24 protein-coding genes and 1 tRNA gene are annotated in these 25,426 nt (G+C 68.2%); 11 read left to right on the top strand and 14 right to left on the bottom strand.

All coding sequences use genetic code 11. The features are described from left to right. Positions 1–42 precede the first annotated feature (42 nt). On the top strand, positions 43–519 hold the full coding sequence (gene msrB, locus M9980_RS09535; protein WP_250749901.1) for a peptide-methionine (R)-S-oxide reductase MsrB: 477 nt from the start codon (positions 43–45) through the stop codon (positions 517–519). A gap of 6 nt (positions 520–525) precedes the next feature. On the opposite strand, the gene M9980_RS09540 is transcribed toward msrB, so the two are convergent. After that, positions 526–1,077 carry a CHAP domain-containing protein gene (locus M9980_RS09540; RefSeq protein ID WP_250749904.1) on the bottom strand — a complete coding sequence of 184 codons (552 nt, stop codon included), beginning with the start codon at positions 1,075–1,077 and terminating at the stop codon, positions 526–528. 361 nt (positions 1,078–1,438) lie between these two features. Between M9980_RS09540 and M9980_RS09545 the strand changes: the two genes are divergently transcribed. Next, positions 1,439–1,978 carry a hypothetical protein gene (locus M9980_RS09545; RefSeq protein ID WP_422921354.1) on the top strand — a complete coding sequence of 180 codons (540 nt, stop codon included), beginning with the start codon at positions 1,439–1,441 and terminating at the stop codon, positions 1,976–1,978. 166 nt (positions 1,979–2,144) lie between these two features. Here M9980_RS09545 and M9980_RS09550 read toward each other — a convergent pair whose 3' ends face one another. The 4 genes from M9980_RS09550 to M9980_RS09565 are packed head-to-tail and all read right to left on the bottom strand — an operon-like array spanning position 2,145 to position 5,798. After that, positions 2,145–2,870 carry an extensin-like domain-containing protein gene (locus tag M9980_RS09550; protein WP_422921398.1) on the bottom strand — a complete coding sequence of 242 codons (726 nt, stop codon included), beginning with the start codon at positions 2,868–2,870 and terminating at the stop codon, positions 2,145–2,147. Positions 2,871–2,875: 5 nt separating this feature from the next. Beyond that, positions 2,876–3,613, bottom strand: coding sequence for an NUDIX hydrolase (locus tag M9980_RS09555; RefSeq protein ID WP_422921355.1), 738 nt, complete (start codon positions 3,611–3,613; stop codon positions 2,876–2,878). Next, positions 3,606–4,058, bottom strand: a complete 453-nt coding sequence (locus tag M9980_RS09560; protein WP_250749909.1) for a YaiI/YqxD family protein — start codon at positions 4,056–4,058, stop codon at positions 3,606–3,608. The genes M9980_RS09555 and M9980_RS09560 overlap by 8 nt, the downstream gene beginning before the upstream one ends. 30 nt (positions 4,059–4,088) lie before the next feature. After that, on the bottom strand, positions 4,089–5,798 hold the full coding sequence (locus tag M9980_RS09565) for a DEAD/DEAH box helicase (RefSeq protein ID WP_250749911.1): 1,710 nt from the start codon (positions 5,796–5,798) through the stop codon (positions 4,089–4,091). Between the two features lie 105 nt (positions 5,799–5,903). Here M9980_RS09565 and M9980_RS09570 point away from each other — a divergent pair, with 105 nt between their 5' ends. Further along, positions 5,904–7,073 carry an acetyl-CoA C-acetyltransferase gene (locus M9980_RS09570; RefSeq protein WP_250749913.1) on the top strand — a complete coding sequence of 390 codons (1,170 nt, stop codon included), beginning with the start codon at positions 5,904–5,906 and terminating at the stop codon, positions 7,071–7,073. 140 nt (positions 7,074–7,213) lie between these two features. Continuing rightward, positions 7,214–7,993 (top strand): SDR family NAD(P)-dependent oxidoreductase, encoded by a 780-nt coding sequence (locus M9980_RS09575; protein WP_250749916.1) that lies wholly within the window; start codon positions 7,214–7,216, stop codon positions 7,991–7,993. Positions 7,994–8,051: 58 nt separating this feature from the next. On the opposite strand, the gene M9980_RS09580 is transcribed toward M9980_RS09575, so the two are convergent. Both M9980_RS09580 and ypfJ read right to left on the bottom strand, forming a co-directional pair. Next, positions 8,052–8,127, bottom strand: a tRNA-Ala gene (locus M9980_RS09580). Between the two features lie 117 nt (positions 8,128–8,244). Then, on the bottom strand, positions 8,245–9,138 hold the full coding sequence (gene ypfJ, locus M9980_RS09585; protein ID WP_250749919.1) for a KPN_02809 family neutral zinc metallopeptidase: 894 nt from the start codon (positions 9,136–9,138) through the stop codon (positions 8,245–8,247). A gap of 95 nt (positions 9,139–9,233) precedes the next feature. Between ypfJ and M9980_RS09590 the strand changes: the two genes are divergently transcribed. The 3 genes from M9980_RS09590 (at position 9,234) to M9980_RS09600 (ending at position 11,889) form a co-directional block, all read left to right on the top strand. Further along, positions 9,234–10,394, top strand: coding sequence for a patatin-like phospholipase family protein (locus M9980_RS09590; RefSeq protein WP_250749922.1), 1,161 nt, complete (start codon positions 9,234–9,236; stop codon positions 10,392–10,394). A gap of 8 nt (positions 10,395–10,402) precedes the next feature. Beyond that, positions 10,403–11,188, top strand: coding sequence for a 3-hydroxybutyrate dehydrogenase (locus M9980_RS09595; protein WP_250749923.1), 786 nt, complete (start codon positions 10,403–10,405; stop codon positions 11,186–11,188). Between the two features lie 62 nt (positions 11,189–11,250). Continuing rightward, positions 11,251–11,889 (top strand): DUF4893 domain-containing protein, encoded by a 639-nt coding sequence (locus tag M9980_RS09600; RefSeq protein WP_250749924.1) that lies wholly within the window; start codon positions 11,251–11,253, stop codon positions 11,887–11,889. Here M9980_RS09600 and M9980_RS09605 read toward each other — a convergent pair. From M9980_RS09605 to M9980_RS09620, 4 genes are all read right to left on the bottom strand, one after another. Continuing rightward, complete coding sequence (locus M9980_RS09605) at positions 11,886–12,464, bottom strand: hypothetical protein (protein WP_250749925.1); 579 nt, start codon at positions 12,462–12,464, stop codon at positions 11,886–11,888. The two genes, M9980_RS09600 and M9980_RS09605, sit on opposite strands and share 4 nt — an antisense overlap. After that, positions 12,464–13,345: a cation diffusion facilitator family transporter gene (locus M9980_RS09610; protein ID WP_422921356.1), complete on the bottom strand. Its 882-nt coding sequence runs from the start codon at positions 13,343–13,345 to the stop codon at positions 12,464–12,466. The genes M9980_RS09605 and M9980_RS09610 overlap by 1 nt, the downstream gene beginning before the upstream one ends. 74 nt (positions 13,346–13,419) lie before the next feature. Beyond that, positions 13,420–13,701, bottom strand: a complete 282-nt coding sequence (locus tag M9980_RS09615; RefSeq protein ID WP_250749926.1) for a hypothetical protein — start codon at positions 13,699–13,701, stop codon at positions 13,420–13,422. Positions 13,702–13,845: 144 nt separating this feature from the next. After that, positions 13,846–14,595, bottom strand: coding sequence for a Bax inhibitor-1/YccA family protein (locus M9980_RS09620; protein ID WP_250749927.1), 750 nt, complete (start codon positions 14,593–14,595; stop codon positions 13,846–13,848). Positions 14,596–14,681: 86 nt separating this feature from the next. Here M9980_RS09620 and thpR point away from each other — a divergent pair, with 86 nt between their 5' ends. Then, a complete protein-coding gene (gene thpR / locus M9980_RS09625) occupies positions 14,682–15,260 on the top strand; it encodes an RNA 2',3'-cyclic phosphodiesterase (RefSeq protein WP_340689098.1) in 579 nt (192 codons plus the stop codon). Positions 15,261–15,271: 11 nt separating this feature from the next. Here thpR and M9980_RS09630 read toward each other — a convergent pair whose 3' ends face one another. From M9980_RS09630 to mutS, 3 genes are all read right to left on the bottom strand, one after another. Next, positions 15,272–15,835 carry a superoxide dismutase family protein gene (locus M9980_RS09630; protein WP_250749929.1) on the bottom strand — a complete coding sequence of 188 codons (564 nt, stop codon included), beginning with the start codon at positions 15,833–15,835 and terminating at the stop codon, positions 15,272–15,274. A 347-nt stretch (positions 15,836–16,182) separates the two neighbouring features. Then, positions 16,183–18,540, bottom strand: a complete 2,358-nt coding sequence (locus M9980_RS09635) for an EAL domain-containing protein (RefSeq protein WP_250749930.1) — start codon at positions 18,538–18,540, stop codon at positions 16,183–16,185. A 40-nt stretch (positions 18,541–18,580) separates the two neighbouring features. Further along, entirely contained in the window at positions 18,581–21,160 is a 2,580-nt protein-coding gene (mutS, locus tag M9980_RS09640; RefSeq protein WP_250754868.1) for a DNA mismatch repair protein MutS, read from the bottom strand. 198 nt (positions 21,161–21,358) lie between these two features. Here mutS and M9980_RS09645 point away from each other — a divergent pair, with 198 nt between their 5' ends. Genes M9980_RS09645 through M9980_RS09655 form a run of 3 tightly spaced genes read left to right on the top strand, consistent with a single transcriptional unit; the run spans position 21,359 to position 25,388 of the window. Continuing rightward, positions 21,359–23,623, top strand: a complete 2,265-nt coding sequence (locus tag M9980_RS09645) for an NADP-dependent malic enzyme (RefSeq protein ID WP_250749931.1) — start codon at positions 21,359–21,361, stop codon at positions 23,621–23,623. Between the two features lie 58 nt (positions 23,624–23,681). Next, entirely contained in the window at positions 23,682–24,788 is a 1,107-nt protein-coding gene (locus tag M9980_RS09650; protein WP_250749933.1) for a hypothetical protein, read from the top strand. A 33-nt stretch (positions 24,789–24,821) separates the two neighbouring features. Continuing rightward, complete coding sequence (locus tag M9980_RS09655; protein WP_250749934.1) at positions 24,822–25,388, top strand: fasciclin domain-containing protein; 567 nt, start codon at positions 24,822–24,824, stop codon at positions 25,386–25,388. Positions 25,389–25,426: the final 38 nt, after the last annotated feature.

A 25,426-nucleotide genomic window follows, 5' to 3' on the forward strand; every position in this document is an offset into this window, starting at 1 on the left:
GTTCAGACGAATGTAAGTGCGAGCCCGATAAGGACATTTGCCATGCAAACCGATCGCCGCACCCTGCTGACCGCCGCCGGCGCGACCGCCGCCGCCGCGCTGCTGCCCCTCCCCGCCTTCGCCAAATACCAGGTCGAGATGACCGACGCGGCGTGGCGCAAGAAGCTGTCGCCCGCCGCCTATGCGGTGCTGCGCAAGCAGGATACCGAGGTGCCGTTCACCAGCCCGCTCAACAAGGAGCATCGCTCGGGCGTGTTCGCCTGCGCGGGCTGCGCGCTGCCGCTGTTCACGTCGGTGACGAAGTTCGAGAGCGGGACCGGCTGGCCGAGCTTCTACGCGCCGCTCAGGAATGCGGTCGCGACGACGACCGACCGGACGCTGGGGATGACGCGGGTGGAGGTGCATTGCCGCCGCTGCGGCGGGCATCTGGGCCATGTGTTCGACGATGGGCCGAAGCCGACCGGCAAGCGTTACTGCATGAACGGGGTGGCGATGGCCTTCACGCCCCGCAAGTTCTGACCGGGCTTAGAGGTCCAGCTTGAACGCGGCGGCGCGGGCGGTGGTGACGACCGGCGCGGGCGACGATGCCGCGATCGTCACGCGCGGTGCATCGCCAGCTTTCGCGGCGCCGCCGGCATAGATGAAGCCGTTGACCGGGTAGCTCGACGTGCCGAGGTCGCCGTTGCCCGCGAACCACACCTTCACCTTGCTCCAGTCGCCCGCTGCCGACACGTCGACGGCGCGCACGTCGCGCTCGATCTGTCCGCGGCGCGACCAGTTGGCGTGGGTCAGCAGGACGACGCGGTCGCTGATGACCTGCGACACGGTGGCGACATGGCCCAGGCGCATCCGTGCGGTGGCGGCGAAGGACATCACCGCGCCCTTCTTCGGCACCACGCCGCGGGCGTATTTGCCGGCGGCCTGGCTCCACCACGTCAGCGCGTTGCCGAAGATGTTCACGCCCGAAATGGTGCGGGCATAGGGCGCGCACTGCCAGAAGCGGGCCTGCGCCGGGGCTGCCGTGAGCGTGCAGGACAGGACCAGCGCGACAAGCGCCGTAAAGCCACGAACGAACATGAAAAAAGACCCCCCGGTCTCGCTGAACCCTTGGATGAGCCGGGAGTAGCAGCGGTTGTGCGGTCGCGAACCCATGCGGCGATGAGTTGCGGGGGTTTCCCGACGAACCGTGGTTGGTTCCACGAACCTGTTCGACTCATCGTCCAACCCGTTCGATTCACCGCAGTTGTTGCGCGAAAGCCGCACCCGAATCGCGATCGTCATGCCGCGACTCGGTTCGTCGCACGACGTGTTGCGGCGCAGCGGTATCCATGATGGATTCGCTGAATACCGGGCGAACGGGTGGTTAAGGGGAGCGTTAACCATTCGGGCGCATCATCGGGTTCTGGATTGGGTGGGGTGTCGAACCATGACGTCACGCATGAAACCGGCAGAAGGCGCGATGACGCTGGCCGAGATGAAGGAATTCGCCGGCTTCAGTGCCGCGACCCAGCGATACATCCGCCGCTCGCTCGACATCGGGCTCGACCGTGACGACGCGATGGAACGCTGGTCGCGCGACGTGATCGAGGCGGCGAGCATCCGCGCGCAGGCCCGTATGTACGACCGCCTGCCCGACCTGCGCGAGACGATCCCCGACGACAGCGGCCTGGGCGCGGTCGAGCCGTTCATGGCGCCGCTGGTGACCGTCAGCGCGTTCGACCTGGGCCAGGGGCGGCTGCCGACCTTCTCGGCCTATCGCTTCCTCTACGAACGGCTGATCGGCGCGGACGTCCGCCCCTGGCTGCCCGCCGCCTTCTGCGCCGCCGCAGCGCTGCCAACGCTGCACCCGGATTTGCGGCGGAAACTGCTCCAGTCGATCAGCGAAGCCGCTGCGACGGCGAGCGGCTGGTCGAACCGGAAGCCGGCGTTCTTTCCGTACTGGGTGGAAAAGGTGAGCGATCTCGCTTTGCCGAACTGACGTTCGGGGAAGATAAAAGGGGGTTCAGGGGAGGCGCAAAGGCGCGAAGAATCTCGCTTTCGGGTCAAAGGACGTCCGCGATAGCGAACTTTCAGAATATATTGCTGCCGCGGACCAGCGCCGCAAAGTCAGCCCCTCCTTCGCGCCTTCTCTGAACCCCTTAATACTACCGACACGCCCGCCACCCCATCATCCCGCGGTTCGCCTGGTCGAGGTGGAAATGGTCCCGGTGCGCGGCGTTGTAGTCGGGTGAGAGGACCGTCGTGAACAGCCCGCAGGCGCCATCGCGCACGTCGCGAAGGAATGCGGCCTTCTTCGCATCCTGCCCGCTCCAGTCGCGGACGACACTGATGCGGCGTCCATCGGCCAGCACGAAGCCGGCAAGGTCGATCGCGTCGGCGGTCGCATGCTGGCTCCAGTCGCCCGAGCCGCGGCCGTACAACCGCCGGCAATTGTAGCTGCCGAAATGCTCGACACTGCGCACCCGCTCGCCGAAATGGCGTTCGGCGGCGGGCTGGATCACGTTCCATTCGAGCATCGCCATCCCCGCGGCCACGGGGCACGCTACGCCGAGATTAACGGGCACATAGCGCAGTCGCGCCGCCCCGCCGGTTACGCGCACGCCGTCCGCGTAACCGCATTGCCCGCCCTGCGCGGTGACCGGCGCCAGCGCGGTGTGGCGCACGCCCGCCTTCTCCAGCAGCGCGCGGCACCCGGCGAAATCATCGCCCAGCGCGGCGAGCTTGCGGCTGGTGAACATGCCCGGCTTCTCGGCAAGGTCGAGCGGGGTCCACGGCAGATCCTGCGGACGCGACTTCACGAAGGCATAGATCGCAAAACCGATCGCCAGCAGCACCGCGGCGACCGTCGCCGCGACCAGCGCGCGCCGCACCGCGATCACGCGCGGAGCGCCGTCGCCAGCGGTTGCGACGTCACCGGATAGCCGAGGTCGCCGGGGATACAGAGGTGGTCGGCACCGTCCCGCGCCTCCGTCCACGGCGTGATCGTCCGCACCGGATGCGCGCGCGCGTGGGCCACCGCCTCGGCAAAACTGCCGAACAGCGCCAACCGCTCCAGATTGCGGCGCGTCGGGAAGATGATCGTTGCGCGGCCCGCATCGGCATCGGCCAGAACCTGCGCCGCGGTTGCCCAGAAGACGCGCGTGTTCTCGGTCGCATCGACAACGGGCTCGGGCGCATCGTCGGGCAGGCAGGCGAGGTAGAAGCGCGTATCGAACACGCGGTGGGTCACCCCACGTGGTAGCCAGCGTGCGAACGGCACCAGCGCGTCCAGGTCGATCCGCGCCGCGCCCAGCGCAACACCGATCGCCTCGCCGGCGTGGAGCCTTCCGCGCATCGCCGCCAGCCCGGCGGCGTCGGGCGAAGGCACGACACCCGGCGCAACCCCGGCCTCTTCGATACACTCCCGCACTGCGGCGATGCGGGCGGCGTGCTCGTCATCCCCCGCCGCGTACGCTAGGTCGCCGGCATCGACCCGCCCGCCGGGAAACACCAGCGCGCCGCCAGCGAACGACATCGCCTTCGACCGCTCGACGATCAGCAGTTCGGGCGCTGCGCCCGCACGGTCACGCATCACCACGACGGTCGCGGCGGGGATGGCGTCGGGCTCAGCCACGCTTCAGCCGCACGATCGCGGTGTCGAGCGCGGAGAGGAAGCGCGAGCGATCCTCCTTCGCGAACGGTTTCGGCCCGCCAATCCCCTCACCCAGCCCGGCGCGCAGGTCGGCCATGATCGCCCGCGTCGCGACCGCACCGCCGATCGATGCGGTGGTGAACGGCTTGCCCGCGGGCGACAGCACGGTCGCCCCCGCCTTCACGCAGCGATCGGCGAGCAGGATGTCGGCGGTCACCACCACCGTCGTCGCATCGGCGCGCTCGGCGATCCAGTCGTCGGCGGCATCGAAGCCGTCCGACACCACCACGCGCTGTATCAAAGGATGATCGGGCACGCGGAAATGGCTGTTGGCGACGACCGTCACCGGCACCTCCGTCCGCCACGCGACACGGTAGATTTCGTCCTTCACCGGGCAGGCGTCGCCATCGACCAAGATGCTAGGCATCGTCGCTATCCCGGAGAAGGCCGTTCCCGCTCACCCGCGCCGCGGCCCTCGCGGGGGGCCGGCAGGCTTGGCGCGGTAGTTGCCGGGGCGCGGGCCCATCTGCGGACGATTGGGGCCGCCGCGCTGACCACCGCCGCGGGCGTGCGCGCCCTGCGGCGGGCCGTCCGGCGACGGCACGATCGTCGTCGGATCATCCTCGCTCATCGACTTGGCCGCGGCATGCGCAAAGCGATCGGCGATGCCGCGCGGCACCTGGAAGAACGTCTCGTTCGGGCCGATGCGGATCGCGCCGACCTCGTTCTTGGTAATGTGGCCGCGGCGGCATATGAGCGGCAGCACCCAGCGCGGGTCGGCATTCTGGCGCCGCCCGATGTCGAGGCGGAACCACACGGTGTCGTCGAAGCCCTGGCGGTGGACGCGCTCGGGCTGCGCGCCGCGGTCGAGCATTTCCTCGGGCTCGGGCATCGATGCGCGGTGGGCGCGGACCAGCATCGCCGCGATTTCCTGCGGCGTCTTTTCGGCGAGCAGCCGCTCGGCGAGCGCCACATCCTGCTCGTCGACCTCGACGGGGGCGAGCAGTGTCGCGAGCAGGCGTTCGTGGTCCTGCGCGCGGATGTCCTCGGGGCTCGGCACGTCGATCCACTCGGCGGCGATCTTAGCGCCCTTCAGCATCATGTCGACGCGGCGGCGGCGCGGATACGGCACGATCAGCACCGCGGTGCCCTTCTTGCCGGCGCGTCCGGTGCGGCCCGAACGGTGCTGCAGCGCCTCGGCATCGCGGGGCAGCTCGACATGGACGACCAGGCTGAGCGACGGCAGATCGATGCCGCGCGCGGCGACGTCGGTGGCGACGCAGACGCGGGCACGACGGTCGCGCAGCGCCTGGAGCGCGTGGTTACGCTCGTTCTGGCTGTGCTCGCCCGACAGCGCAACCGCGGAGAAGCCGCGCTCGACCAGGCTGGCATGCAGATGGCGGACGTTGTCGCGCGTCGCGCAGAACAGGATCGCCGTCTCCGCCTCATGAAAGCGCAGCAGGTTGATGACGGCATGCTCGATATCGGACGGGCTGACCGCCATCGCCTGGTAACTGATGTCGCCGTGGCCGCGGCTGTCGCCCAGAGTCTCGATGCGCAGCGCGTCGCGCTGGTATTTGCGGGCCAGCGCCACGATCGGCTTCGGCATCGTCGCCGAGAACAGCAAAGTCCGGCGATCGTTCGGCGTAGCGTCGAGCAGCGCCTCCAGATCCTCGCGGAAGCCCATGTCGAGCATCTCGTCCGCCTCGTCGAGGACGATGACCTTCGCTTGGCTCAAGTCGAGCGCGCCGCGCTCCTCATGGTCCTTCAGGCGGCCCGGCGTGCCGACGACGATGTGCGTACCGTGGCTGAGCGAGCGGCGCTCCTTAGACGCATCCATGCCGCCGACGCACGTCGAGATGCGTGCGCCGGCGCCGGCATAGAGCCACGCTAGCTCGCGGCTGACCTGCAGTGCCAGTTCGCGAGTCGGCGCGATGACCAGCGCGATCGGCAGGCCGGGCGGCGGCAGCACGCCGTCGGGCATCAGCTCGCCCGACATGGCGAGGCCGAAGGCGACGGTCTTGCCCGACCCGGTCTGGGCAGAGACGATCAGGTCGCGGGCAGCGGCCTCGGGCTTCGAAACCTCGGCCTGGACGGGAGTGAGCGCGGTGTATCCACGCGCGGCGAGCGCTTCGGCGAGAAGCGGCGGGAGAGTCGAAAATGGCATGAGGCACCCCAGATGGGCGTCTTTCGCCCGAACGGCAAGCGCGTTGCGTGCAGCGTCGGTTGCGCTATGCAACCCGACGACACGATAATGTGAGGGAGAGGACGCATGGCGGAAGCCTATATCGTCGCAGCGTTGCGCACCGCCGGGGGCCGCCGCGGCGGGCGACTGGCGGGCTGGCACCCGGCCGACATGGCGGGCGCGACCCTCGACGCGGTGGTGACACGCACCGGCATCGATCCGGCGGCGGTCGAGGATGTCATCATGGGCTGCGTCAGCCAAGGCGGCGAACAGGGCTTCCAGGTCGGGCGCGGCGCGGTGCTCGCCTCGAAACTCCCCGAAAGCGTCCCCGCCGTCACCATCGATCGTCAGTGCGGATCGTCGCAGCAGGCGATCCAGTTCGCGGCGCAAGCGGTACTGTCGGGCACGCAGGACGTCGTGATCGCCGCCGGCGTCGAATCGATGACGCGCGTGCCGATGGGATCGACCGGCGCGCTGTTTGCGCGGGCCGGGCTCGGCAAGGCGAAGTCACCGCGGCAGGAGGCACGCTATCCCGGCGTCCAGTTCAGCCAGTTCCTGGGCGCACAGATGATCGCCGACAAATACGGCTTCTCCCGCGACGAACTCGATCGCTACGCGCTGGAAAGCCACCGCCGCGCCGCTGCCGCGACGCAAGCCGGTGCGTTCGCCGACGAGATCGTCGCGCTGGAGGTGGAGACGCCCGACGGCCCCGCGCTTCACACCGTCGACGAGGGCATCCGCTTCGACGCGACGTTCGAGGGGATCCATTCGGTCAAGCTGTTGGCCGAAGGCGGCGTGATTTCCGCCGCCAACGCCAGCCAGATCTGCGACGGCGCCAGCGCGGTGATGGTGGTGAGCGAGGCTGCGCTGAAGGCCCACGGCCTGACCCCGCTCGCCCGCATCCACAATCTGACCGTCACCGGCGGCGATCCGGTGGTGATGCTGGAGGAACCGCTGTTCGCGACCGACAAGGCGCTGGCGCGGGCGGGCATGAGCATCGACGACATCGACCTGTACGAAGTGAACGAGGCGTTCGCGCCCGTCCCCCTTGCGTGGCTGCGCCACACCGGCGGCGACCCGGCGAAGCTGAACGTCAACGGCGGCGCGATCGCGCTCGGCCACCCCCTCGGCGCGTCGGGCACGAAGCTGATGGCGACCCTGGTCCACGCGCTCCACGCGCGCGGCAAGCGTTACGGCCTGCAGACGATGTGCGAAGGCGGCGGCATCGCCAATGTCACGATCGTGGAGGCGCTGTAGCCAAAAACACGCCGTCACCCCGGACCTGTTCCGGGGTCCACCGGGCCTGAAGATAATGGCCCGGCAAGATCGGACCGACGTCGCCAAGCAGATCAGTGGACCCCGGAACCAGTCCGGGGTGACGAGAGAAAGGGACAAGCATGAACCTCGAGAACATCGCCGCCGTCGTCACCGGCGCCGCCTCCGGCCTCGGCGAAGCCACCGCCCGCGCGCTGGCCGCGAAGGGCGTGAAGGTCGCGATCTTCGACCTCCAGGCCGAAAAGGGTGAGCGCGTCGCCGCCGAAATCGGCGGCATCTTCTGCGAGGTGAACGTCACCAGCGACGAAAGCGTCGACGCCGGGTTCGCGAAAGCGCGCGCCGCGCACGGGCAGGAAGCGGTGCTGGTCTGCTGTGCGGGCACCGGCAACGCGGTGAAGACCGCCAGCCGATCGCGCGAGGACGAAAGCATCAAGCATTTCCCGGCGGCTGCGTTCGACTGGCTCATTCAGATCAACCTGATCGGCACCTTCCGCTGCGTCGCCAAGTCGGCGGCGGGGATGCTGACGCTGGAGCCGGGCAAGGACGGCGCCCGCGGCGCGATCGTGATGACCGCCAGCGTCGCGGCGGAGGACGGCCAGATCGGCCAGGCCGCCTATTCGGCGTCGAAGGGCGGGATCGTCGGCATGACCCTGCCGATCGCGCGCGACCTGATGGGTGAGGGCATTCGCATCAACACGATCCTGCCCGGCATATTCTCCACCCCGCTGATGAACGGCATGCCCGATCACGTGAAGGACGCGCTCGGCGCTTCCGTCCCCTTCCCGAAGCGCATGGGCGATCCGGCCGAATATGCGAAGCTCGCGCTCCACATGGTCGAGAACGATTACATGAACGGCGAGGACGTGCGGCTGGACGGCGCGATCCGGATGGCGCCGCGGTAAGGCGTCCGCGACCGCAGAAACCTCGCCAATGCAGCGCGAGAATCAGGCTAGGGAGTGGTGGTGGAGCTGAGGGGAATCGAACCCCTGACCTCTGCAGTGCGATTGCAGCGCTCTCCCATCTGAGCTACAGCCCCGCACTCCCGGACCGGCGCATCCTCAGACGACGCCGGGCCCGTGTCCTTACCAGATGATCCGGGCGATGCAACGCCCTGGCGAGCCGGTTTTTCGCCCCCGTCGGCGCTACCGGTCCGTTACTGGGCCCCTCCGCCGAACGTGTCGCACTGCGCCGGATCGCCGGTGTCCAGACCGCGCTTCAGCCAGCGCATGCGATCCGCCGACGAGCCATGGGTGAAACTGTCGGGCACGACCGAACCGCCCGACTGACGCTGGAGCGTGTCGTCGCCGATCGCATTCGCCGCGGTCATGCCTTCCTCGATATCGCCGGGTTCCAACCGCCCGGACTGCTTGGCCCAGACGCCCGCGTAGCAATCGGCCTGGAGTTCGAGCTTCACCGACGCGGCGTTGCCTTCTTCCTTGCTGCCGCGCTGCTGGATGGCGCTCACCTGTTGCGCTGCACCGGTGAGGTTCTGGATGTGATGTCCGACCTCGTGCGCGATGACATAGGCCTCGGCAAAGTCGCCCTTCGCGCCGAAGCGGTTCTGCAGCTCGTCGAAAAAGCCGGTGTCGAGGAACACGCCCCGGTCGGACGGGCAATAATAGGGGCCCGCCGCCGACGAGGCATAGCCGCAGCCCGACGTCGCGCCCTCGGTATAGAATTTCAGCCGCGGCGGCTCATAGGTCTGGCCGTTGGCGGCAAAGATCTTGCCCCACACCTGCTCGGTCGAGGCGAGCACGCGGCACGAGAACAGCCGCTCCGTGGTGTTGCACACGCCTGCGCCGCTCTGCTCGGTCGGCGCGCGCTGGCCAACCGGCCCGCTGCCACCGCCGGTCAGATTGCCGAGGCCACCCATCATCAAATAGCCGATGCCGAGGATTGCGATCAGCGCGATCGACCCGCATCCCATCTTGCCGCGAAAAAGAAAGGGCAGCAGCATGCCGAGGATCGGGATGCCCCCGCCGCCGCCGCGTCCGCCGGCGCCCAGATCGTCGACGTTGCTGCTGGGATCGAGATCGTCGAGCCGCATCGCGCGCTCCCCCTTGTTCGTTACGTGTCCGCGTCTGAATGCGCCGCGGAGCGCTAGGTTGCAACCAATCCCGCCACCGGCCATTGAGCGCGTCGATGGCCGATGCCGACCCCCCTGCTACTGTCAGGCGCCCCACCCCCAATCGGCGCGACGCCGCGCTGCCCCTCCCCGATTGCGTGGCGCTGGTGTTGCAGGGCGGCGGTGCGCTCGGCAGCTATCAGGCCGGGATCATCGAGGCGTTGGGCGGCGCGAAGATCGAGATCGACTGGGTCGCCGGCATCTCGATCGGCGCGGTCAACGCCGCGATCGTCGCCGGCAACCCGCCCGAGCGGCGCGTCGAGCGGCTGAGGGCGTTCTGGGACACCGTCACCTGGGCACTGCCGAGCTTCCCGATCTTTCCGCAGGATCAGGTCCGCGAATTCGTCCACGAATGGTCGGCGTGGTCGGTGATGGCGACCGGCGTCCCCGGCTTCTTCGCGCCGCGCCCGGTGCCGCCGACCTTCGCGGTACCCGGCACTCCAGAGGCGCTCAGCTTCTACGATTCCTCGCCGCTTGCCGCCACGCTCGACACGTTGATCGACTGGGAACTGCTGAATACCGGCCCGGTGCGGCTGTCGGTCGGGGCGGTCGATATCGAGAGCGGCAATTTCCGCTATTTCGACACCACCACCGACCGCATCGACGCGCGCCACATCATGGCGTCGGGCGCGCTGCCGCCGGGGCTGCCCCCAGTCGAGATCGACGGGCGCTGGTACTGGGACGGCGGTCTCGTCTCGAACACGCCGCTGACCCACGTCCTCGACCACCAGACCGCCGAGATGCTGGTCTTCCAAGTCGATCTGTTCGCGTCCGCCACCGATCGTCCGAAGACGATCATGGACGTGATGGCGCGCGAAAAGGAAATCCGCTTTTCCAGCCGCACCCGACAGGTGTCCGCCGAGCGGCTGAAGCTCCGGCAGGAGCGCGAGACAATCCGCCACCTGCTCGCGAAGCTCCCCGCCGAGATGCGCGACGATCCCGACGTGGTGGCTCTGGCCGCCGCGGCCGACGAGCCCGCGGTCAACCTCGTCCACCTGATCTACCGCGCGAACGCGTGGGAGGGCGGATCGCGCGATTTCGAATTTTCCGCCCGCACCATGCGCGAGCATTGGGCCGCCGGGGCCGCCGCGGTCGCAGAGACGATGGCGAAATCGCGCCTGGTCGCCAGCAACATCCTCGACGGCAAGACCGCCGCGTTCGACCTCACCAGAACCTAGGAGTTTCCATGTTCCTCAAAGGCAAGACCGCGCTCGTCACCGGCTCCACCTCGGGCATCGGCCTCGCCTATGCCAAGGCGCTGGCCGCGGAGGGCGCGAACGTCGTCATCAACGGCTTCGGCGACGCCGCGGCGATAGAAACCGAACGCAAGGGACTGGAAGCGACGAGCGGCGCCAAGGCGCTCTACAGCGGCCACGACCTGACCAAGGTCGACCAGATCGAAGCGATGATGGCGGAGGCCGCAACCGCGTTCGACGGCGTCGATATCCTGATCAACAACGCGGGCATGCAGCATGTCGCCCCGGTCGAGGACTTCCCGCTCGACAAATGGGATCTCATCATCGCGCTCAACCTGAACGCCGCGTTCCACACCACGCGCCTTGCGGTTCCGTACATGAAGCAGCGCAAATGGGGCCGGATCATCCAAACCGCGTCGGCGCACAGCCTCGTCGCATCGCCCTTCAAGTCCGCCTACGTCACCGCCAAGCACGGCCTTGCCGGCTTCACCAAGACGGTCGCGCTGGAGCTGGCGACTTTCGGGGTCACCGCGAACTGCATCTCGCCCGGCTATGTCTGGACCCCGCTGGTCGAGGGGCAGATCCCCGACACGATGAAGGCGCGCGGGCTGACCAGGGAACAGGTCATCAACGACGTGCTGCTCGCCGGCCAGCCGACCAAGCAGTTCGTCCAGCCCGAACAGGTCGCCGCCACCGCACTGTTCCTTTGCAGCGACGCCGCGGCGCAGATCACGGGCGCCAACATCTCGGTCGATGGCGGCTGGACCGCGGGGTGATTGCCGCGCGGGAGCGTTTCGCCCTAGTCTCGCGCGTGTTTTTCGAAAGTAGAGCGTAGCCCATGCCGACCAAGCCGATCGCCGCCGCCCTCGCCTGCATTGCCCTTGGCGGATGCGGTGCCGCCAGTCGGGATGCGCGCCCGGAACCGGTGGCGGTTCCGGTGGCGGGCGACTGGCGCCAGATCGCGACCGCCGCCGACCGCACCCGGCTGCGCGGCTGGCGCGATGCGTGGATGACGGCGCTCGCCCGGGCGCAGGCCGGCGGTCGCGGCGCCGACGTGGCGGCGGAGGGTGCGCTGCTCCAGCCCGATGTCGGCATGGTCGGCCCGCTGCCGCCCGCAGGCGATTATCGCTGCCGCACGATCAAGGTCGGCGCGAAGTCGGCGGGCATGCTCGACTATGTTGCTTATCCCGCTTTTGCGTGCCGGATCGATGCCGCGGGCAGCGCGCTGAGCTTCACCAAGCGCACCGGATCGCAGCGCCCGGTCGGCATGATCTACCGGGACACCGACGCACGCGGCGTATTCCTCGGCACGCTGGCGCTGGGGGACGAGGCCGGCGCCATGCGCTACGGCCAGGACGCGACCCGCGACATGGCCGGCGTGGTCGAACGCATCGGCCCGCGCCGCTGGCGCATCGCCTTCCCCTATCCGGCGTTCGAATCGACGCTGGACGTTATCGAGCTGGTTCCCGCCAGCTAGGCGCTGCGCAGGCCGAATTCGGCGACGATGAAGGCATGCACATCGGGCATCGCCGCCTTCACCGCAGCACGCGTGAACGGCGGCCGCGCCGCGCGCCCGTGCAGCACGACGCTGGCGCACATGGCGAAGAATTCGAACGCGTTCGACAGCATATAGGATCGCGCGGGCCACCGCCCGCTGCTCAGCGCCGCGCGGTAGAAACGGTGGACGTCGGAGTTCTGCTGGCCACCGGGCATCCGCGCGATCTGCCAGCGGTGGATGAGCTCGTGCAACAGCACCGGATTGTCGGCGGGCACCACCTCTCGCGCCCAATACACGCCCCGCCCCGCGCGCGTCCTGGTCCCGGCTTCGCGATCGACGTGGATCGTCTCGCCGCGAAAAAACGCCATCGCCTCCGCCGAGATCGGCAGGGCCTCGACGAGCCGGATCTGCGCCTCCAGCGACGCGGCGACGGCGGGATCGGGCGCCGCCCCCTGCCAGCCGATGACGTAGCCCGTGCGTGGTACGGCATAGGAACGGCTCGCCAACACGGCAGCGGCACTTCCGACCAGCAGCATGCGGCGCGTCATCCGCATCAGTCATTCGTTCCAACGGGCATCACGATTGCCGCGCGGTCCGCACTTTCGGGACGGATGTAGATCGATGCGAGCTGGGGCAACCGCCGCTTCAACGCAGTTTCGATCCGCTCGATCAGCGCCTCTCCCTCGCCCATCGTCACCGCATCGTCGAAATCGGCGCTCACCGCGACGAAGATGCTGTCGGGCGCGGTGTGGATGGTGCGGACGTGGTTGACTGCGACGATCTGCGGAAAGCCATCGACCACGGCGCGGATCGCCGCGACAACCTCGGGGCTTGCCGCCTCGCCGATCAGCAAGCCCATCGCCTCGCGCGCCAGCAGTACGGCAACGCCTGCGAGCACGCCGCCGATCAGCATCGACGCGATCCCGTCGATGCGCGGGTCGCCGAGTGCGTGGCTGACGTAGATACCGATCGCGGCGATGGCGAGGCCGACCAGCGCGGCGCTATCCTCGAACAGGATAGTGAACGTCGCGGGATCCTTCGACCGGCGGATCGCGGTCCACCACCCGTCGTCGCCCTTGGTCGCGCCGAATTCGCGCACCGCGACGCACCACGACACGCCTTCCATCGCGAAGGCCACCGCCAGCACGATGTAGTTCATCGTCGGCGACCGCAGCGGCTCCGGTGCCACGTAATGCGACCAGCCTTCGAAGATCGAGACGCCCGCCCCCAGCGCGAAGATCAGGATCGCGACGACGAAGCTCCAGAAATAGATTTCGCGGCCATAGCCGAACGGGCGCTTGGCATCGGGCGGTCGATTGGCGCGGGACTGGCCGAACAGCAGCAGCACCTGATTACCGCTGTCGACCAGCGAATGGACGCCCTCGGTCAGCATCGAGGACGAACCGGAAATCGCGGCGGCAATGAATTTTGCCACCGCGATTCCGATGTTGGCGGCCAGCGCCGCGTAGAGGACGATGTTGGCGCGCCATGCGGTGGCGCGCAGGCTGCTCAGTTGTCGGCCTTCAGCTTGCGCTCGGCTTCCTCGTCATAGCCCGACGACGGTGCGGGCTGGTGATTGTGGACCGGCTGGGTCGATGCGGGCGGGTCGCTCGCGTCCATCGATTCGTCGAGCGCGCGGTCGAGCCTTGCCTCCTTGCTCTCCGGGTTCTTCTCGAGCCGCGCGGCGATCGATTCGTCGTGGCCGGCGTCCTTCGCCTGGGTCGGAGCCTGCGACGGCTCGCCGGGGTTCACGCTCAGCGATTCGTCGAGCTTGTCGGACATCTCGGTCATTCCACTCTCCTTGGGGGCATGCCCCTGGTTGCGGGAATGAAACGATCGGCTTTCGGACGCGGTTCCAGCGGTTGGCGCGCAAATGAAAGGGCCCGGCGAGTTTCCCCGCCGGGCCCGATCGGATCGACGCGCGTGCGCCGTGGTTCAGTCGCGGCTGCCGAGGAACGACAGCAGGAAATTGAACATGTTCACGAAGTCGAGATACAGCGACAGCGCGCCCATGATGACGGCCTTGCCCATCATGTCGGTGCCGGCGACGTAACTGTACATGCTCTTGATGCGCTGCGTGTCGTAGGCGGTGAGCCCTGCGAACACGAGCACGCCGACCGCGCTGATGACCAGCGTCATCATCGGCGACTGGAACCACAGGTTCAAGAGCGACGCGACCAGCAGGCCGACGACGCCCATGATCAGGAACGTGCCGAAGCCCGACAGGTCGCGCTTCGTCGTGTAGCCGTACAGGCTCAGCGACAGGAACGCCGCCGCCGTCGCGAAGAAGGTGATCGCGATCGACGGGCCGGTATAGACGAGGAAGATCGTCGACATCGACAGGCCCATCACGCCCGCAAACGCCCAGAACAGCATCTGCAGCGTGCCCGTCGACATCTTCTGGATGCCGAAATTGAGCGCCAGGATGAACGCCAGCGGGGCGAAGATGATGACGTATTTCAGGATGCCGCCCGACAGGAACACCGCCGCCGCGGGCGAGTTCGCTCCGCCCCAGGCGAAGGCAAGCGCGACGATGCCCGTCAGCAGCACGCCCGAGGCCATGTAATTGTAAACGGACAGCATGTAGGATCGCAGGCCCGCATCATAATCTGCCGCGCGCGCATCGGCGGCGCCACGCGGCGCAAAGCCCACGCCGTCGGTTCGGGGGTCAGACCAGTTTGCCATTGTTGAACAGCTCCTAAGGCCGGCGAGGTTGCCGGTTATACGCGAATATCGCCCCTGGCCGGCACGCTTTCAAGCGAAACCGGGCCGTGCCAGCCACGCAGCAATATCTGGAAACATACGCCATGCCCCGCCTGTTCGTCGGCCTGCGCCCGCCCCGCCCGCTCCGCGCGATCGCCAGCGCCACGATGGCGGGCGTGGCGGGTGCGCGGTGGCAGGAGGATGCGCAGCTCCACGTCACGCTGCGCTTCATCGGCGAGGTGGACGGTGCCCGGGCCGCGGATATCGCCGATGTGCTGGCGACGATCCGCGCGCCCGCGCTGGCGCTGGCGCTGGCGCTGTCGGGCGTCGGCCTGTTCGACCGGCGCGGGCGACCGACCGCGCTGTGGGCCGGCGTGACGGCGCGCGAGGCCGTCACCGCCTTGCACCGCAAGGTCGATGCTGTGCTGATGCGGATCGGGATCGCGCCCGATCACCGCGCCTTCCTGCCGCACATGACGCTCGCCCGGCTCAATGCTGGCAGCGGGCCGGTCGATCGCTGGATCGCCGACCACGCCGCGCTCGCCAGTGCCGAAGTGGCAATCGACGACGTCCGCCTGTTCGAAAGCAGGCTGGGAAAGGGCGGCGCGAGCTACACCACGGTCGCACGCTACCCGTTCGCTCCCTAACCGTCCGCTCTCTAGGCGGCGACGAATACGCCGCAGGCGATGCGCCCGCCCGAATTGCCCGACGGATCGGTCTTCAGATCGTCCGCCGCCGCATGCACCACGAACGCGGCGCCATCGGCATCGAGCAGCCCGGCCATCGTACCCGCCGGCAGCATCATGGTCAGCGTCCCGCGGCCATCGGCGCCGACAACCAGATTGGGCAGGTCGCCGGCGTGCGGGCCCATCGGGTTCTCGCTGCCATGCATCTTGCCCATCGGGTTCCAGTGCCCGCCCGCCGTCGCGAAGTCGGGCGCGTCGCAGCGTCCGACGGTGTGGACGTGGACGCCGTGCGTGCCGGGCGGCATGCCGGTCCCGGAAACGGCGATGCGAATGCTACCGCCCGCTTCGCTCGCCGTGGCCCGCCCGACCGTCGCGCCGGCAGCCGTCTTCAGGATCGCCTCCGCACCTCCGGTCCTGACGGGCGCGTCCATCGTCGCGGCGGGGGGATTGGGATCGGTGCCGCTCATCGTGCAGGCTGCGAGTGCGCCGGCCGACAGCGTCGCAAGCGCGATCGGTTTCGCCGTACGATAGATCATGTCCGCTTTACCCTCATGTCCGTGGATGCCCGGCCAATGATCGGCGGCACGTGCGGGTTCCCTAAGGACGGTTCCGGATGCCCGGTGCGGGCCGGCAGGGCATAAAAAAGCCCCGGCGCGGGTCCGCGCCGAGGCTTATTAAAACCAGAAACGAACGTTAACCGTTCGAGCCGGTGTTTCCGTCGCCGCCTTCCCACTGACCGGTACCAACCCAGTCCCAGAAGCCGCGGACGGGACGCTGATTCTTCATAGTCTCTGCTCCCCTGTGTCCAGGACGCACCGCCGCAGGACGATACGTAAGGAGCCGTGTACCGAAACTGGAAAGTCTTTACAAGTTCGTAACCATTTCAGGCCGCTGCGGCGTGGGTACGATCGGCGATAAGACGGACGAGTTGCGCCACTTTCATGGGTCGCCCGATCAGGTAGCCCTGGATGCGATCGCACCCCAGTTTGACTAGCTCGGCAAGGATTTCGTCGGTCTCGACACCCTCGGCGACGACGATGCGGCCAAGGGAATGCGCCAGTTCTATGGTCGATCGCACCATCAGCCGGTCGCTGGCGTTACGATCGAGCAAGTTGACGAAGCTCTTGTCGATCTTGACCTCGGTCGCCGGAATTTTCTTGAAATATTCGAGCGTCGAAAAGCCCGTCCCGTAGTCGTCGATCGACACGTTGATGCCCACCGATCCGATCTCTTCCAGCGTCCGGATCGACGCGCGACCGCTTGTCATCGCTGCCGATTCGGTCACTTCCAGCGTGAGTCGTTCGGGTGGCAGGCGCGATTCGTCGAGCAGGCGGCGCACGGTGCCGATCAGTCCCGGCTTTTCCAGCAGGCGGGCGGAGATGTTGACCGCGATGTCGAACGTCTCGCCGCGCGCGGCAAAGCTGGCGGCGGTCTTGATCGCGTCGGACAGGACGAATTCGGTCAGCTTGTCGATGCGGTTGCCCTGCTCGGCGGCCAGCACGAATTCCATCGGGCTCACCTCGCCCTTCTCGGGATGCGACCAGCGCACCAGGGCTTCGGCCCCGCTGATGCGGCCGCTCGCGACGTCGAGCTGGGGCTGATACGCGACCCACACTTCGCCGCTGTCGATCGCGGCATCGAGGCGTCCGAGCAGCGACAGTTTCCACTCCGCATCGGCGAGCTTCGCCGGATCATAGGCCTTCCACCGCAGATTCTCGGCGGCTGCCTCGTCGGCGGCGACCAGTGCCGCACCGATGCGGTTGGCGAGATCGCGGTCGGCGATCGTGTCGGTGCCGAAGGTGACCGACAGGTCGATCGGTCGCCCATTAACCAGCGCCGGGCTACGGAACAGAGCATGAAGTGCGTCGAGCTGGTCCGGTCCCGCCACCTCGGGGGACGTCGCCCACACGAAGATGCCCTCGTCGCCCTGATAGATGCGCGCGCCGCGCGCGCCGAGCGCCAGGCGCGCGGCGATCTGATCGACGAGCGAGCGTTCACCCTCGCTCGGCAGCGACGAGCTGATCTCGGCGAAGTTCCGCACCCGCGCCGCCACCAGCACGCAGTCACCGGCGGCGGTTTCGCCGCGCAACGCATTCAGATTGGGAAGACCGGAGACAGCATTGATGTTGCCGCGCGCTTTGTAAGACCGGCGGAAGTTCGCCCAAGCGCCACTGATCGCCGAAACCGCGATCAGGATAAGTGCCGGCATTACGTCCATGAATATGTGACGCGTTTCGGCGAAAAATGGGAGAACCGTGGCTCCGAATACCGCTAGCACGAGTGCCGTACGGCGAATCCAAATATTTGCTGCGAACAAATTAATTGCAGACAAGGTCAACGCGATGATGAATGGGATGAACCATCCTACATTTATCGGCCGACCGCGCTTCAACGTTTCGGCGCCGAGCACGTTGAGGTATCCGCCGTTGACGAGTCCACTTCCGGGGACGAAATAGATATCACCGATGTCACGGCTCGCAACCGCGATCAAAACATCCTTGCCGGCAAATACCGACATATCGATATCTTTCGCGATCACATCCGCTGCACTGACAGTCTTTATGGCTTTGAGATCGATCGCATAGTCTAGCGGAAACGTCGTTCCGACCGCACCGTCTGCGCCGGCGAGCGCCGCGGCCATCGAAGGTACGACGTCGCCGTGGTAACGGGCTGCGTACGGAAGTTGACGTACCGAGGCCATCACGGAGTAGTTCATCGCCACGCTGACGATGTTTGCGTGTTTGCTGAATTCGGCGCGTGGAGTCTTGGGGCGCAACACGCCCGTTGCCCGGTCATAGGTCGTACCGGCAGCCAACCAGACATTGCCGGCTTTTTCTATCGCCGCGGCAAAACGGCGATCCTCAGCCTTCGTCGCGCCCGGACTATGAAAGAAGATGTCGAACACAATGTGACGCGCGCCGGCCGCCTTCAACCGATTGATCAGCGCCGTATGGCGGTCCCTTGACCACGGCCAAGTGCCGAGACGTTCAACACTGCGGTCATCGATCCCGACGACCACGATCTCACCCGACGGAACCTGCTTGCGTGCCATATTGCGCGCCATGCGCATGTAGTCGTCGACCGGCTGCCCAAGCCCCAGCAGTCCGGTGACCAGCGCCGCGAGCGTCGCCCAGCCGAAAATCTTAGCGAGGCTGCGCCGGCGTCCACCACGCGATTCGCCGCCGCGCGACTCGGCGCGCGCGCCGTCGCTCGGGCGCGCATCTGGGCGGGGCGGCAGCATGGTCACCCCCTTGCGGTACGCGATGTTGGTTAACGAAGTGTCAGGATTGCGCCGATGACACCGTTTTCAGCCGGTACAGCGCGTCGAGCGCATCGCGCGGGCTGAGCGCATCCACGTCGATCGCATCGAGCGCATCGCGCAAGGGATCGGTCGCCGCCGCGTCCTCGACCTGCATCGCGGCGAACAACGGGAGGTCGTCGAGCCCCGCGGCGATCCCGCCGGTCTTCGCGCGCCCGGCCTCCAGCTTGTCGAGCACCGATTTCGCGCGCTTGATCGTCAGCGGCGGCAGCCCTGCGAGCCGCGCGACGGCCAGCCCGTAGCTGCGATCCGCCGGCCCCTCCGCCACCTCGTGCAGCAGCACCAGTTCGCCCTTCCATTCGCGCGCGCGGACGTTGTGCAGCGACAATGCGTCGCAGCGTTCGGCCAGCCGCGTCAGCTCGTGATAATGCGTCGCGAACAGGCAGCGGCAGCGGTTGTCGTCGTGGATCGCTTCGACCACCGCCCAGGCGATGGCGAGGCCGTCGTAGGTCGAGGTGCCGCGCCCGACCTCGTCCAGGATCACGAACGACCGCGGTGTCGCCTGTGCCAGGATTGCCGCCGTTTCGACCATCTCGACCATGAAGGTCGAGCGCCCGCGCGCGAGATTGTCGGACGCGCCGACCCGGCTGAACAGGCGATCGACCAGCCCCAGCGTCGCCGATGTCGCCGGCACGAAGCTGCCCGCCTGCGCCAGCACCGCTATCAGCGCATTCTGGCGCAGGAAGGTCGACTTGCCGCCCATGTTCGGGCCGGTGACGAGCCACAGCCGCGAGCTTTCGGACAGCGTGCAGTCGTTGGCGACGAACCTCCCGCCGCCACGCGCGACCGCGGCCTCGACCACCGGGTGGCGTCCACCGATGACCTCGAAACAGGCATGATCGACCAGCGTGGGGCGTGCCCAGCCGCCCTCCGCCGCGCGCTCGGCCAGCGCGGCGGCCACGTCGATGCGGGCGAGCGCGTCGGCGGTGTCGGCGATCGCCTCGCGCATGCCCAGCGCCCGCGCGGTCAGTTCCTCGAGATGCGCGGCCTCGGCGGCGAGCGCATGGGCGCCGGCCTGCGACACCTTCACCGCGACCTCATGCAGCTCGGGCGCGTTGAAGCGGACGACGCCGGCCAAGGTCTGGCGGTGGGTGAAGCCGCTGTCCGCCGCCATCAGCGCGTCCGCAGCGCGAGCCGGCACCTCGATATGATAGCCGAGCACGCCATTGTGGCGGATCTTGAGAGCCGTGGTGCCGGTGCGGGTGCGGTATTCCGCCTCCAGGGCGGCGATGGCGCGGCGCCCACCGGCCCCGGCATCGCGCAAATCGTCGAGCGCGGCGTCATACCCCTCCGCGACATAACCGCCTTGCGCTGCATCGATCGGCGGCGACGGAACGAGCGCGCGGGTCAGCAGGTCGATCAGTTCGCCATGACCGCGCAGCCGCGGCGCAGTGTCGGTCAGCAGCGGCGGCGCGTCCTGCAACCGCCCGAGCGTCTCGCCCAGCCGCCACGCGCCGTCGAGCCCGTCGCGCAGCTGGCCGAGGTCGCGCGGCGACCCCCGCCCCGCCGCGATCCGCCCGATCGCGCGCCCGATATCGGGCAGCGCGCGCAGGGCGGCGCGCACGCGCTCGCGCAGACCGGCATCGTCGTGAAAATGCGCGACCAGCGCCAGTCGCGCCTCGATCGCGGCGACCTCCATCAGCGGCGCCGACAGGTCGGCGGCGAGCGCGCGTGCCCCCGCCCCCGTCACCGTGCGATCGACCGCGTCGAGCAGCGATCCCGCCCGCCCGCCCCCTTGCGCGACGCAGATCTCAAGGCTCTCGCGCGTCGCTGCGTCGATCGCCATCGCGCGGTCAGAGCGGGTGACCGCCGGCGGGCGCAGGAACGGCAGCGCCCCCTTGGCGGTGTGGTCGAGATACGCGATCAGCCCGCCCGCCGCCGCCAGCCCGGCGCGACCGATCGTGCCGTAACCGTCGAGCGTGGCGACGCCGTGCAGCCGCTTCAGCCGGTCCTCACCCCGCGCACTGTCGAAATCGGCACGCGGGCGCAGCGTCGTCGCCTCGGTGAGCGTGCTGCCCTCCGCCGCGACCACTTCGGCCGCGGCGAAGCGCGCAAGTTCGGCGGACAGCGCGCCGGCGGCGACCTCGACGATCTCGAACCGCCCGGTCGAAACATCGGCAGCGGCGATCGCAACCCCGCCTGCCGCCTCGCCCACCGCCACGCACCAGTTGGCGGTGCGCGCGTCGAGCAAGGCCTCCTCGGTCAGTGTGCCGGCGGTGACGACGCGGACGATCGCGCGATCGACCAGCGCCTTCGACCCGCGTGCCTTGCGCGCCGCCTCCGGGCTTTCGGTCTGTTCGGCGATGGCGACGCGGTGCCCGGCCTTGATCAGCCGCTGGAGATAGCCGGTCGCGGCATGCACCGGCACGCCGCACATCGGGATCTTCGCCCCCTCATGCTCGCCGCGCGCGGTCAGCGCGATATCGAGCACGCCGCTCGCGATCTTCGCATCGTCGAAGAACAGCTCGAAGAAATCGCCCATTCGGTAGAACAACAGGCAATCCTGTGCGTCGGCCTTCAGCTTGAGATACTGCGCCATCATCGGGGTGGGAGCGGAAGCGTCGGCCATGCCCGCCCCGCCTAGCCGAGCGCCCGCGCGGGGTGAAGGGGTCGGGCGTGTGCGGATCGCCGCACAGTCCCGCCGCGGTCGATGGCACCGCTGCCGCCTGCCCTAGCGTCACCCCCGGTTCCCTTATCGCGCCCGCGCCCTTAAGACGGGGGCGATCACGAGAGGGTGCGCATGTCCGACGAAGCCGAATCCAGCGTCCAGTTTTCCGAGCGCGAGGCGCTTCTGTTCCATTCGGAAGGGCGCCCCGGCAAGATCGAGATCGTCGCGTCGAAGCCGATGGCGACGCAGCGCGACCTGGCGCTGGCGTATTCGCCCGGCGTCGCGGTGCCGGTGCAGGCGATCGCCGACGATCCCGCCACCGCCTACGACTATACGACCAAGGGCAATCTGGTCGCCGTCATCTCCAACGGTACCGCGATCCTCGGCATGGGCAATCTGGGTGCGCTCGCCTCCAAGCCGGTGATGGAGGGCAAGGCGGTGCTGTTCAAGCGCTTCGCCGACGTCGATTCGATCGACATCGAGTTGAAGACCGAGGACGTGAACCGCTTCATCGATGCAGTCGAGCTGATGGAGCCGACTTTCGGCGGCATCAACCTTGAGGATATCAAGGCGCCCGAATGCTTCATCATCGAGCAGACTCTGCGCGAGCGGATGAACATCCCCGTCTTCCATGACGACCAGCACGGCACCGCGATCATCACTGCCGCGGGCCTCATCAACGCCTGCCTCCTGACCGGGCGGGCATTGGGCGACATCAAGGTCGTGGTGAACGGCGCCGGCGCCGCCGCGATCGCGTGCACCGAGCTGATGAAGGCGATGGGCGTGTCCCACGACAACGTCATCATGTGCGACCGCAAAGGCGTGATCTACCAGGGCCGCGCCGACGTGAACCAGTGGCAGTCGGCGCACGCGGCGAAGACCGATCGCCGCACGCTGACCGACGCGCTGCACGGTGCCGACGTGTTCCTGGGGCTGTCCGCCGCCGGGGCGCTGAAGCCCGAGATGGTCAAGGACATGGCGCCCGCGCCGCTGATCTTCGCCATGGCCAACCCGGAGCCGGAGATTCGCCCGGAACTCGCCAAGGCGGCGCGGCCCGACGCGATCATCGCGACCGGCCGGTCGGACTATCCGAACCAGGTCAACAACGTGCTCGGTTTCCCCTTCATCTTCCGCGGGGCGCTCGACGTGCGCGCGACCGGCATCAACGACGCGATGAAGATCGCCGCGGCCAACGCCATCGCCGAGCTGGCGCGCGAACGTGTGCCCGAAGAGGTCGCCGCGGCCTATGGCGTGCGCCACGTGTTCGGCCCCGAATACATCATCCCCGCCCCCTTCGACCCGCGTCTGATGGAAGTGGTGCCCGCAGCGGTCGCCCAGGCGGCGATGGAATCGGGCGTCGCGACGAAGCCGATCATGGACATGGCCGCATACCGCGATGCGCTGCGGGCGCGGCTGAACCCCACCACCTCGGTCCTGACGCTCGCCTACGAGGGCGCCCGCGCGCATCCCAAGCGGGTGCTGTTTGCGGAAGGGGAAGAGGAAGTCGTGCTGCGCGCGGCGATCGCGTTCAAGGAGGGCGGATACGGCACGCCGGTTCTGGTCGGGCGCGACGACGTCCACGACCGGCTGCGCGCGCTGGGCGTTGATCGGCCAGAGGATTACGAAGTCCACAACAGCCGCACGTCGACGCTCGTGCCCCGAATGGTCGACTTCCTCTACACCCGCCTCCAGCGCCGCGGTTACCTGCGCCGCGATGCCGAGCGGATGATCAACCAAGATCGCAACACCTTCGCCGCGGTGATGCTCCAGATGGGCGAGGCCGACGCGCTCATCACCGGCGTCACCCGCACCTATGCGCAGACGATGCGCGACGTGCGCCGCGTGATCGACCCGGAGGCGGGGCGCACGCCGTTCGGCATCCACGTCATGGTCGGCCAGAGCCACACCGTGTTCATGGCCGACACCACGATCAACGAGCGCCCGTCTGCCGAGGAACTCGCCGACATCGCCGAACAGACCGCGGCGGTCGCGCGCCGCATGGGCCACGAACCGCGCGTCGCGTTCCTCAGCTATTCGACCTTCGGCAATCCCGAGGGGCATTGGCTGGAGAATCTGCGCGAAGCGGTGCGCGTGCTCGACCAGCGTCAGGTCGGTTTCGAATATGAAGGCGAAATGGCGCCCGACGTCGCGCTCAATCCGAAGCAGCTCGCGAACTATCCCTTTGCGCGGCTGTCCGGCCCGGCCAACATCCTCATCATGCCGGGTCTGCAATCGGCCAACATTTCCGCCAAGCTGCTGCGCGAACTGGGCGGCGACACGATGATCGGGCCAATGCTGATCGGCATGGAAAAGCCCGTGCAGATCGCGCCGATGACCTCGACCGCCAGCGAACTGGTGACGCTGGCCGTGCTCGCCGCGGGCGGCATCGCGCGGTAAGTTTCGGAACGCTTCCGCAATTACCCGCGTTGCAACCCGGTAATCGGGAGAGTCTGTGATGCGTAACTGTCTATTACTCGCGGTGAGCGCGCTCGCGATCGCCGCATCGCCGGTACTGGCGCAGGGCAAGGGCGGCGATCATGGCGGCGGCCCCGGCAAGGGCGGCGGCGGTCGTGGCGACGCCGGTCCGGGGCGCGGCAATGGCGGTCCACAGGGGAATCCCGGTCGCGGCCCCGACCGCGCCGCCCCTGCCCCGCGCGCCGATCGCGCACCTGCGCAAGCCAGGCCGGAGCGCGGACCCGAGCGCCGCGCCGATCGCGGACCGCAAGGCCGCGCCCCCGAGCAATCCCGACCCGAGCCGGCGCGGATCGCGCGGGACGATCGCGGCCCGCCACAGGCTCGCCCCGAGCGCGGACCCGACCGCCGCGATGGCGCGCGCGATATCTTCGATCGCCCGGATCTGCGCCGCGATGCGCGTGCGGACGCCCGGATTCGCGATGCCGGCCCGGCGCCGAAGGGCCGGCGCGCCGAGCGTGTCCGCTACGCCGACAACGGTCGCTATTTCGCAGGCGCCCCTGCAATTATCGAAGGCTGCCCGCCCGGCCTCGCGAAACGCGACAACGGCTGCCTCCCCCCGGGGCAGGCGCGGCGCATCTGGGGCAATCCCCGGCCCGACGACAATTGGTACGGCAACTGGGACCAGTGGCGCGCCGATCCGCGCTACGACTACCGCTATTCCGACGGCTATCTCTACCAGGTCGACAGCGGCACCAACCTGATCAGCGCGTTCCTGCCGCTGCTGGGCGGCGCGCTGTTCGGCGGCAATGCCTGGCCGCAGAGCTACAGCGACTATCAGGTACCGCAATATTACGACGATTATTACGGTTATAACGACGGGCTCGACTATCGCTACGCCGACGGCGCGGTGTTCGGGGTGAACCCGGGCACCAACCAGATCGACGGCATCGCCGCGCTGCTGACCGGCAACGACTGGACCGTGGGGCAGGCGATGCCGGCGGGATATGATTTCTACAATGTGCCGCCCGAATATCGCGGGCGTTATGCCGACAGCGGCGACGATCTGTATCGATATTCGGACGGCTATGTTTATCGGGTCGACCCGACCTCACGGCTTGTGGAACAAGCGATACAGCTGCTCGGCTAAGCGGCGGAAAACGACGGGACAAAGGGGATGCGTATGCGTAAACGGGCTCTGCTGCTGGCCGCGATGATCGTCGCCACCACCGCGGGATGCGATCGCACCGACACCGGCGGCAACGCCAGCAACGCATCCGCCACCGCGCCGGCATCGGAAAGCCTCGCGGCCGCGCTCGGCAATGCCGACGACCTCGGTACCGCCGCCGGACTTGCCAAATCGGCGGGGCTGGAGCGGATGCTGGACGGTGTCGCCGCCTACACCATCTTCGCGCCGGTCGATGGCGCCTTCTCCAGCCTGCCCGACGATCGCCGCAAGGCGCTGGACGGCGCGGATGGCCGTCCGCAACTGATCGCCCTGCTGCGCGCGCACATCGCCAGCGGCTATGTCTCGCGTGCCGATCTCGATGCGGGGCTCGCCGCCAAGGACGGCAGCGCGAAGCTGGCGACGGTGTCGGGCTCCCCGCTCACCATCCGCAAGCAGGGTGATGCGATCCTGGTCGGGGACGGCGATTCCGCCGCGCGCGTCGTGGGCACGCCGATCGTCGCGCGCAACGGCGTCATCTACCGCATCGACCGCGTGATCCCGCCAAGCGGAACCAGCCGCTGAGGACAGCGCCGGGCCCGCGACACGCGCCGGCTCCGCCC

Origin of the sequence: Sphingomonas donggukensis, from assembly GCF_023674425.1 — a bacterium.
GTDB classification, from domain to species: Bacteria; Pseudomonadota; Alphaproteobacteria; order Sphingomonadales; family Sphingomonadaceae; genus Sphingomonas; species Sphingomonas donggukensis.

Bases quoted from the DNA above. Each gene is read 5' to 3' on its own strand.
- msrB (WP_250749901.1), top strand. From the start codon at position 43: ATGCAAACCGATCGCCGCACCCTGCTGACCGCCGCCGGCGCGACCGCC.
- M9980_RS09540 (WP_250749904.1), bottom strand. From the start codon at position 1,077: ATGTTCGTTCGTGGCTTTACGGCGCTTGTCGCGCTGGTCCTGTCCTGC.
- M9980_RS09545 (WP_422921354.1), top strand. From the start codon at position 1,439: ATGAAACCGGCAGAAGGCGCGATGACGCTGGCCGAGATGAAGGAATTC.
- M9980_RS09560 (WP_250749909.1), bottom strand. From the start codon at position 4,058: ATGCCTAGCATCTTGGTCGATGGCGACGCCTGCCCGGTGAAGGACGAA.
- M9980_RS09565 (WP_250749911.1), bottom strand. From the start codon at position 5,798: ATGCCATTTTCGACTCTCCCGCCGCTTCTCGCCGAAGCGCTCGCCGCG.
- M9980_RS09570 (WP_250749913.1), top strand. From the start codon at position 5,904: ATGGCGGAAGCCTATATCGTCGCAGCGTTGCGCACCGCCGGGGGCCGC.
- M9980_RS09575 (WP_250749916.1), top strand. From the start codon at position 7,214: ATGAACCTCGAGAACATCGCCGCCGTCGTCACCGGCGCCGCCTCCGGC.
- ypfJ (WP_250749919.1), bottom strand. From the start codon at position 9,138: ATGCGGCTCGACGATCTCGATCCCAGCAGCAACGTCGACGATCTGGGC.
- M9980_RS09590 (WP_250749922.1), top strand. From the start codon at position 9,234: ATGGCCGATGCCGACCCCCCTGCTACTGTCAGGCGCCCCACCCCCAAT.
- M9980_RS09595 (WP_250749923.1), top strand. From the start codon at position 10,403: ATGTTCCTCAAAGGCAAGACCGCGCTCGTCACCGGCTCCACCTCGGGC.
- M9980_RS09600 (WP_250749924.1), top strand. From the start codon at position 11,251: ATGCCGACCAAGCCGATCGCCGCCGCCCTCGCCTGCATTGCCCTTGGC.
- M9980_RS09605 (WP_250749925.1), bottom strand. From the start codon at position 12,464: ATGCGGATGACGCGCCGCATGCTGCTGGTCGGAAGTGCCGCTGCCGTG.
- M9980_RS09615 (WP_250749926.1), bottom strand. From the start codon at position 13,701: ATGACCGAGATGTCCGACAAGCTCGACGAATCGCTGAGCGTGAACCCC.
- M9980_RS09620 (WP_250749927.1), bottom strand. From the start codon at position 14,595: ATGGCAAACTGGTCTGACCCCCGAACCGACGGCGTGGGCTTTGCGCCG.
- M9980_RS09630 (WP_250749929.1), bottom strand. From the start codon at position 15,835: ATGATCTATCGTACGGCGAAACCGATCGCGCTTGCGACGCTGTCGGCC.
- M9980_RS09635 (WP_250749930.1), bottom strand. From the start codon at position 18,540: ATGCTGCCGCCCCGCCCAGATGCGCGCCCGAGCGACGGCGCGCGCGCC.
- mutS (WP_250754868.1), bottom strand. From the start codon at position 21,160: ATGATGGCGCAGTATCTCAAGCTGAAGGCCGACGCACAGGATTGCCTG.
- M9980_RS09645 (WP_250749931.1), top strand. From the start codon at position 21,359: ATGTCCGACGAAGCCGAATCCAGCGTCCAGTTTTCCGAGCGCGAGGCG.
- M9980_RS09650 (WP_250749933.1), top strand. From the start codon at position 23,682: ATGCGTAACTGTCTATTACTCGCGGTGAGCGCGCTCGCGATCGCCGCA.
- M9980_RS09655 (WP_250749934.1), top strand. From the start codon at position 24,822: ATGCGTAAACGGGCTCTGCTGCTGGCCGCGATGATCGTCGCCACCACC.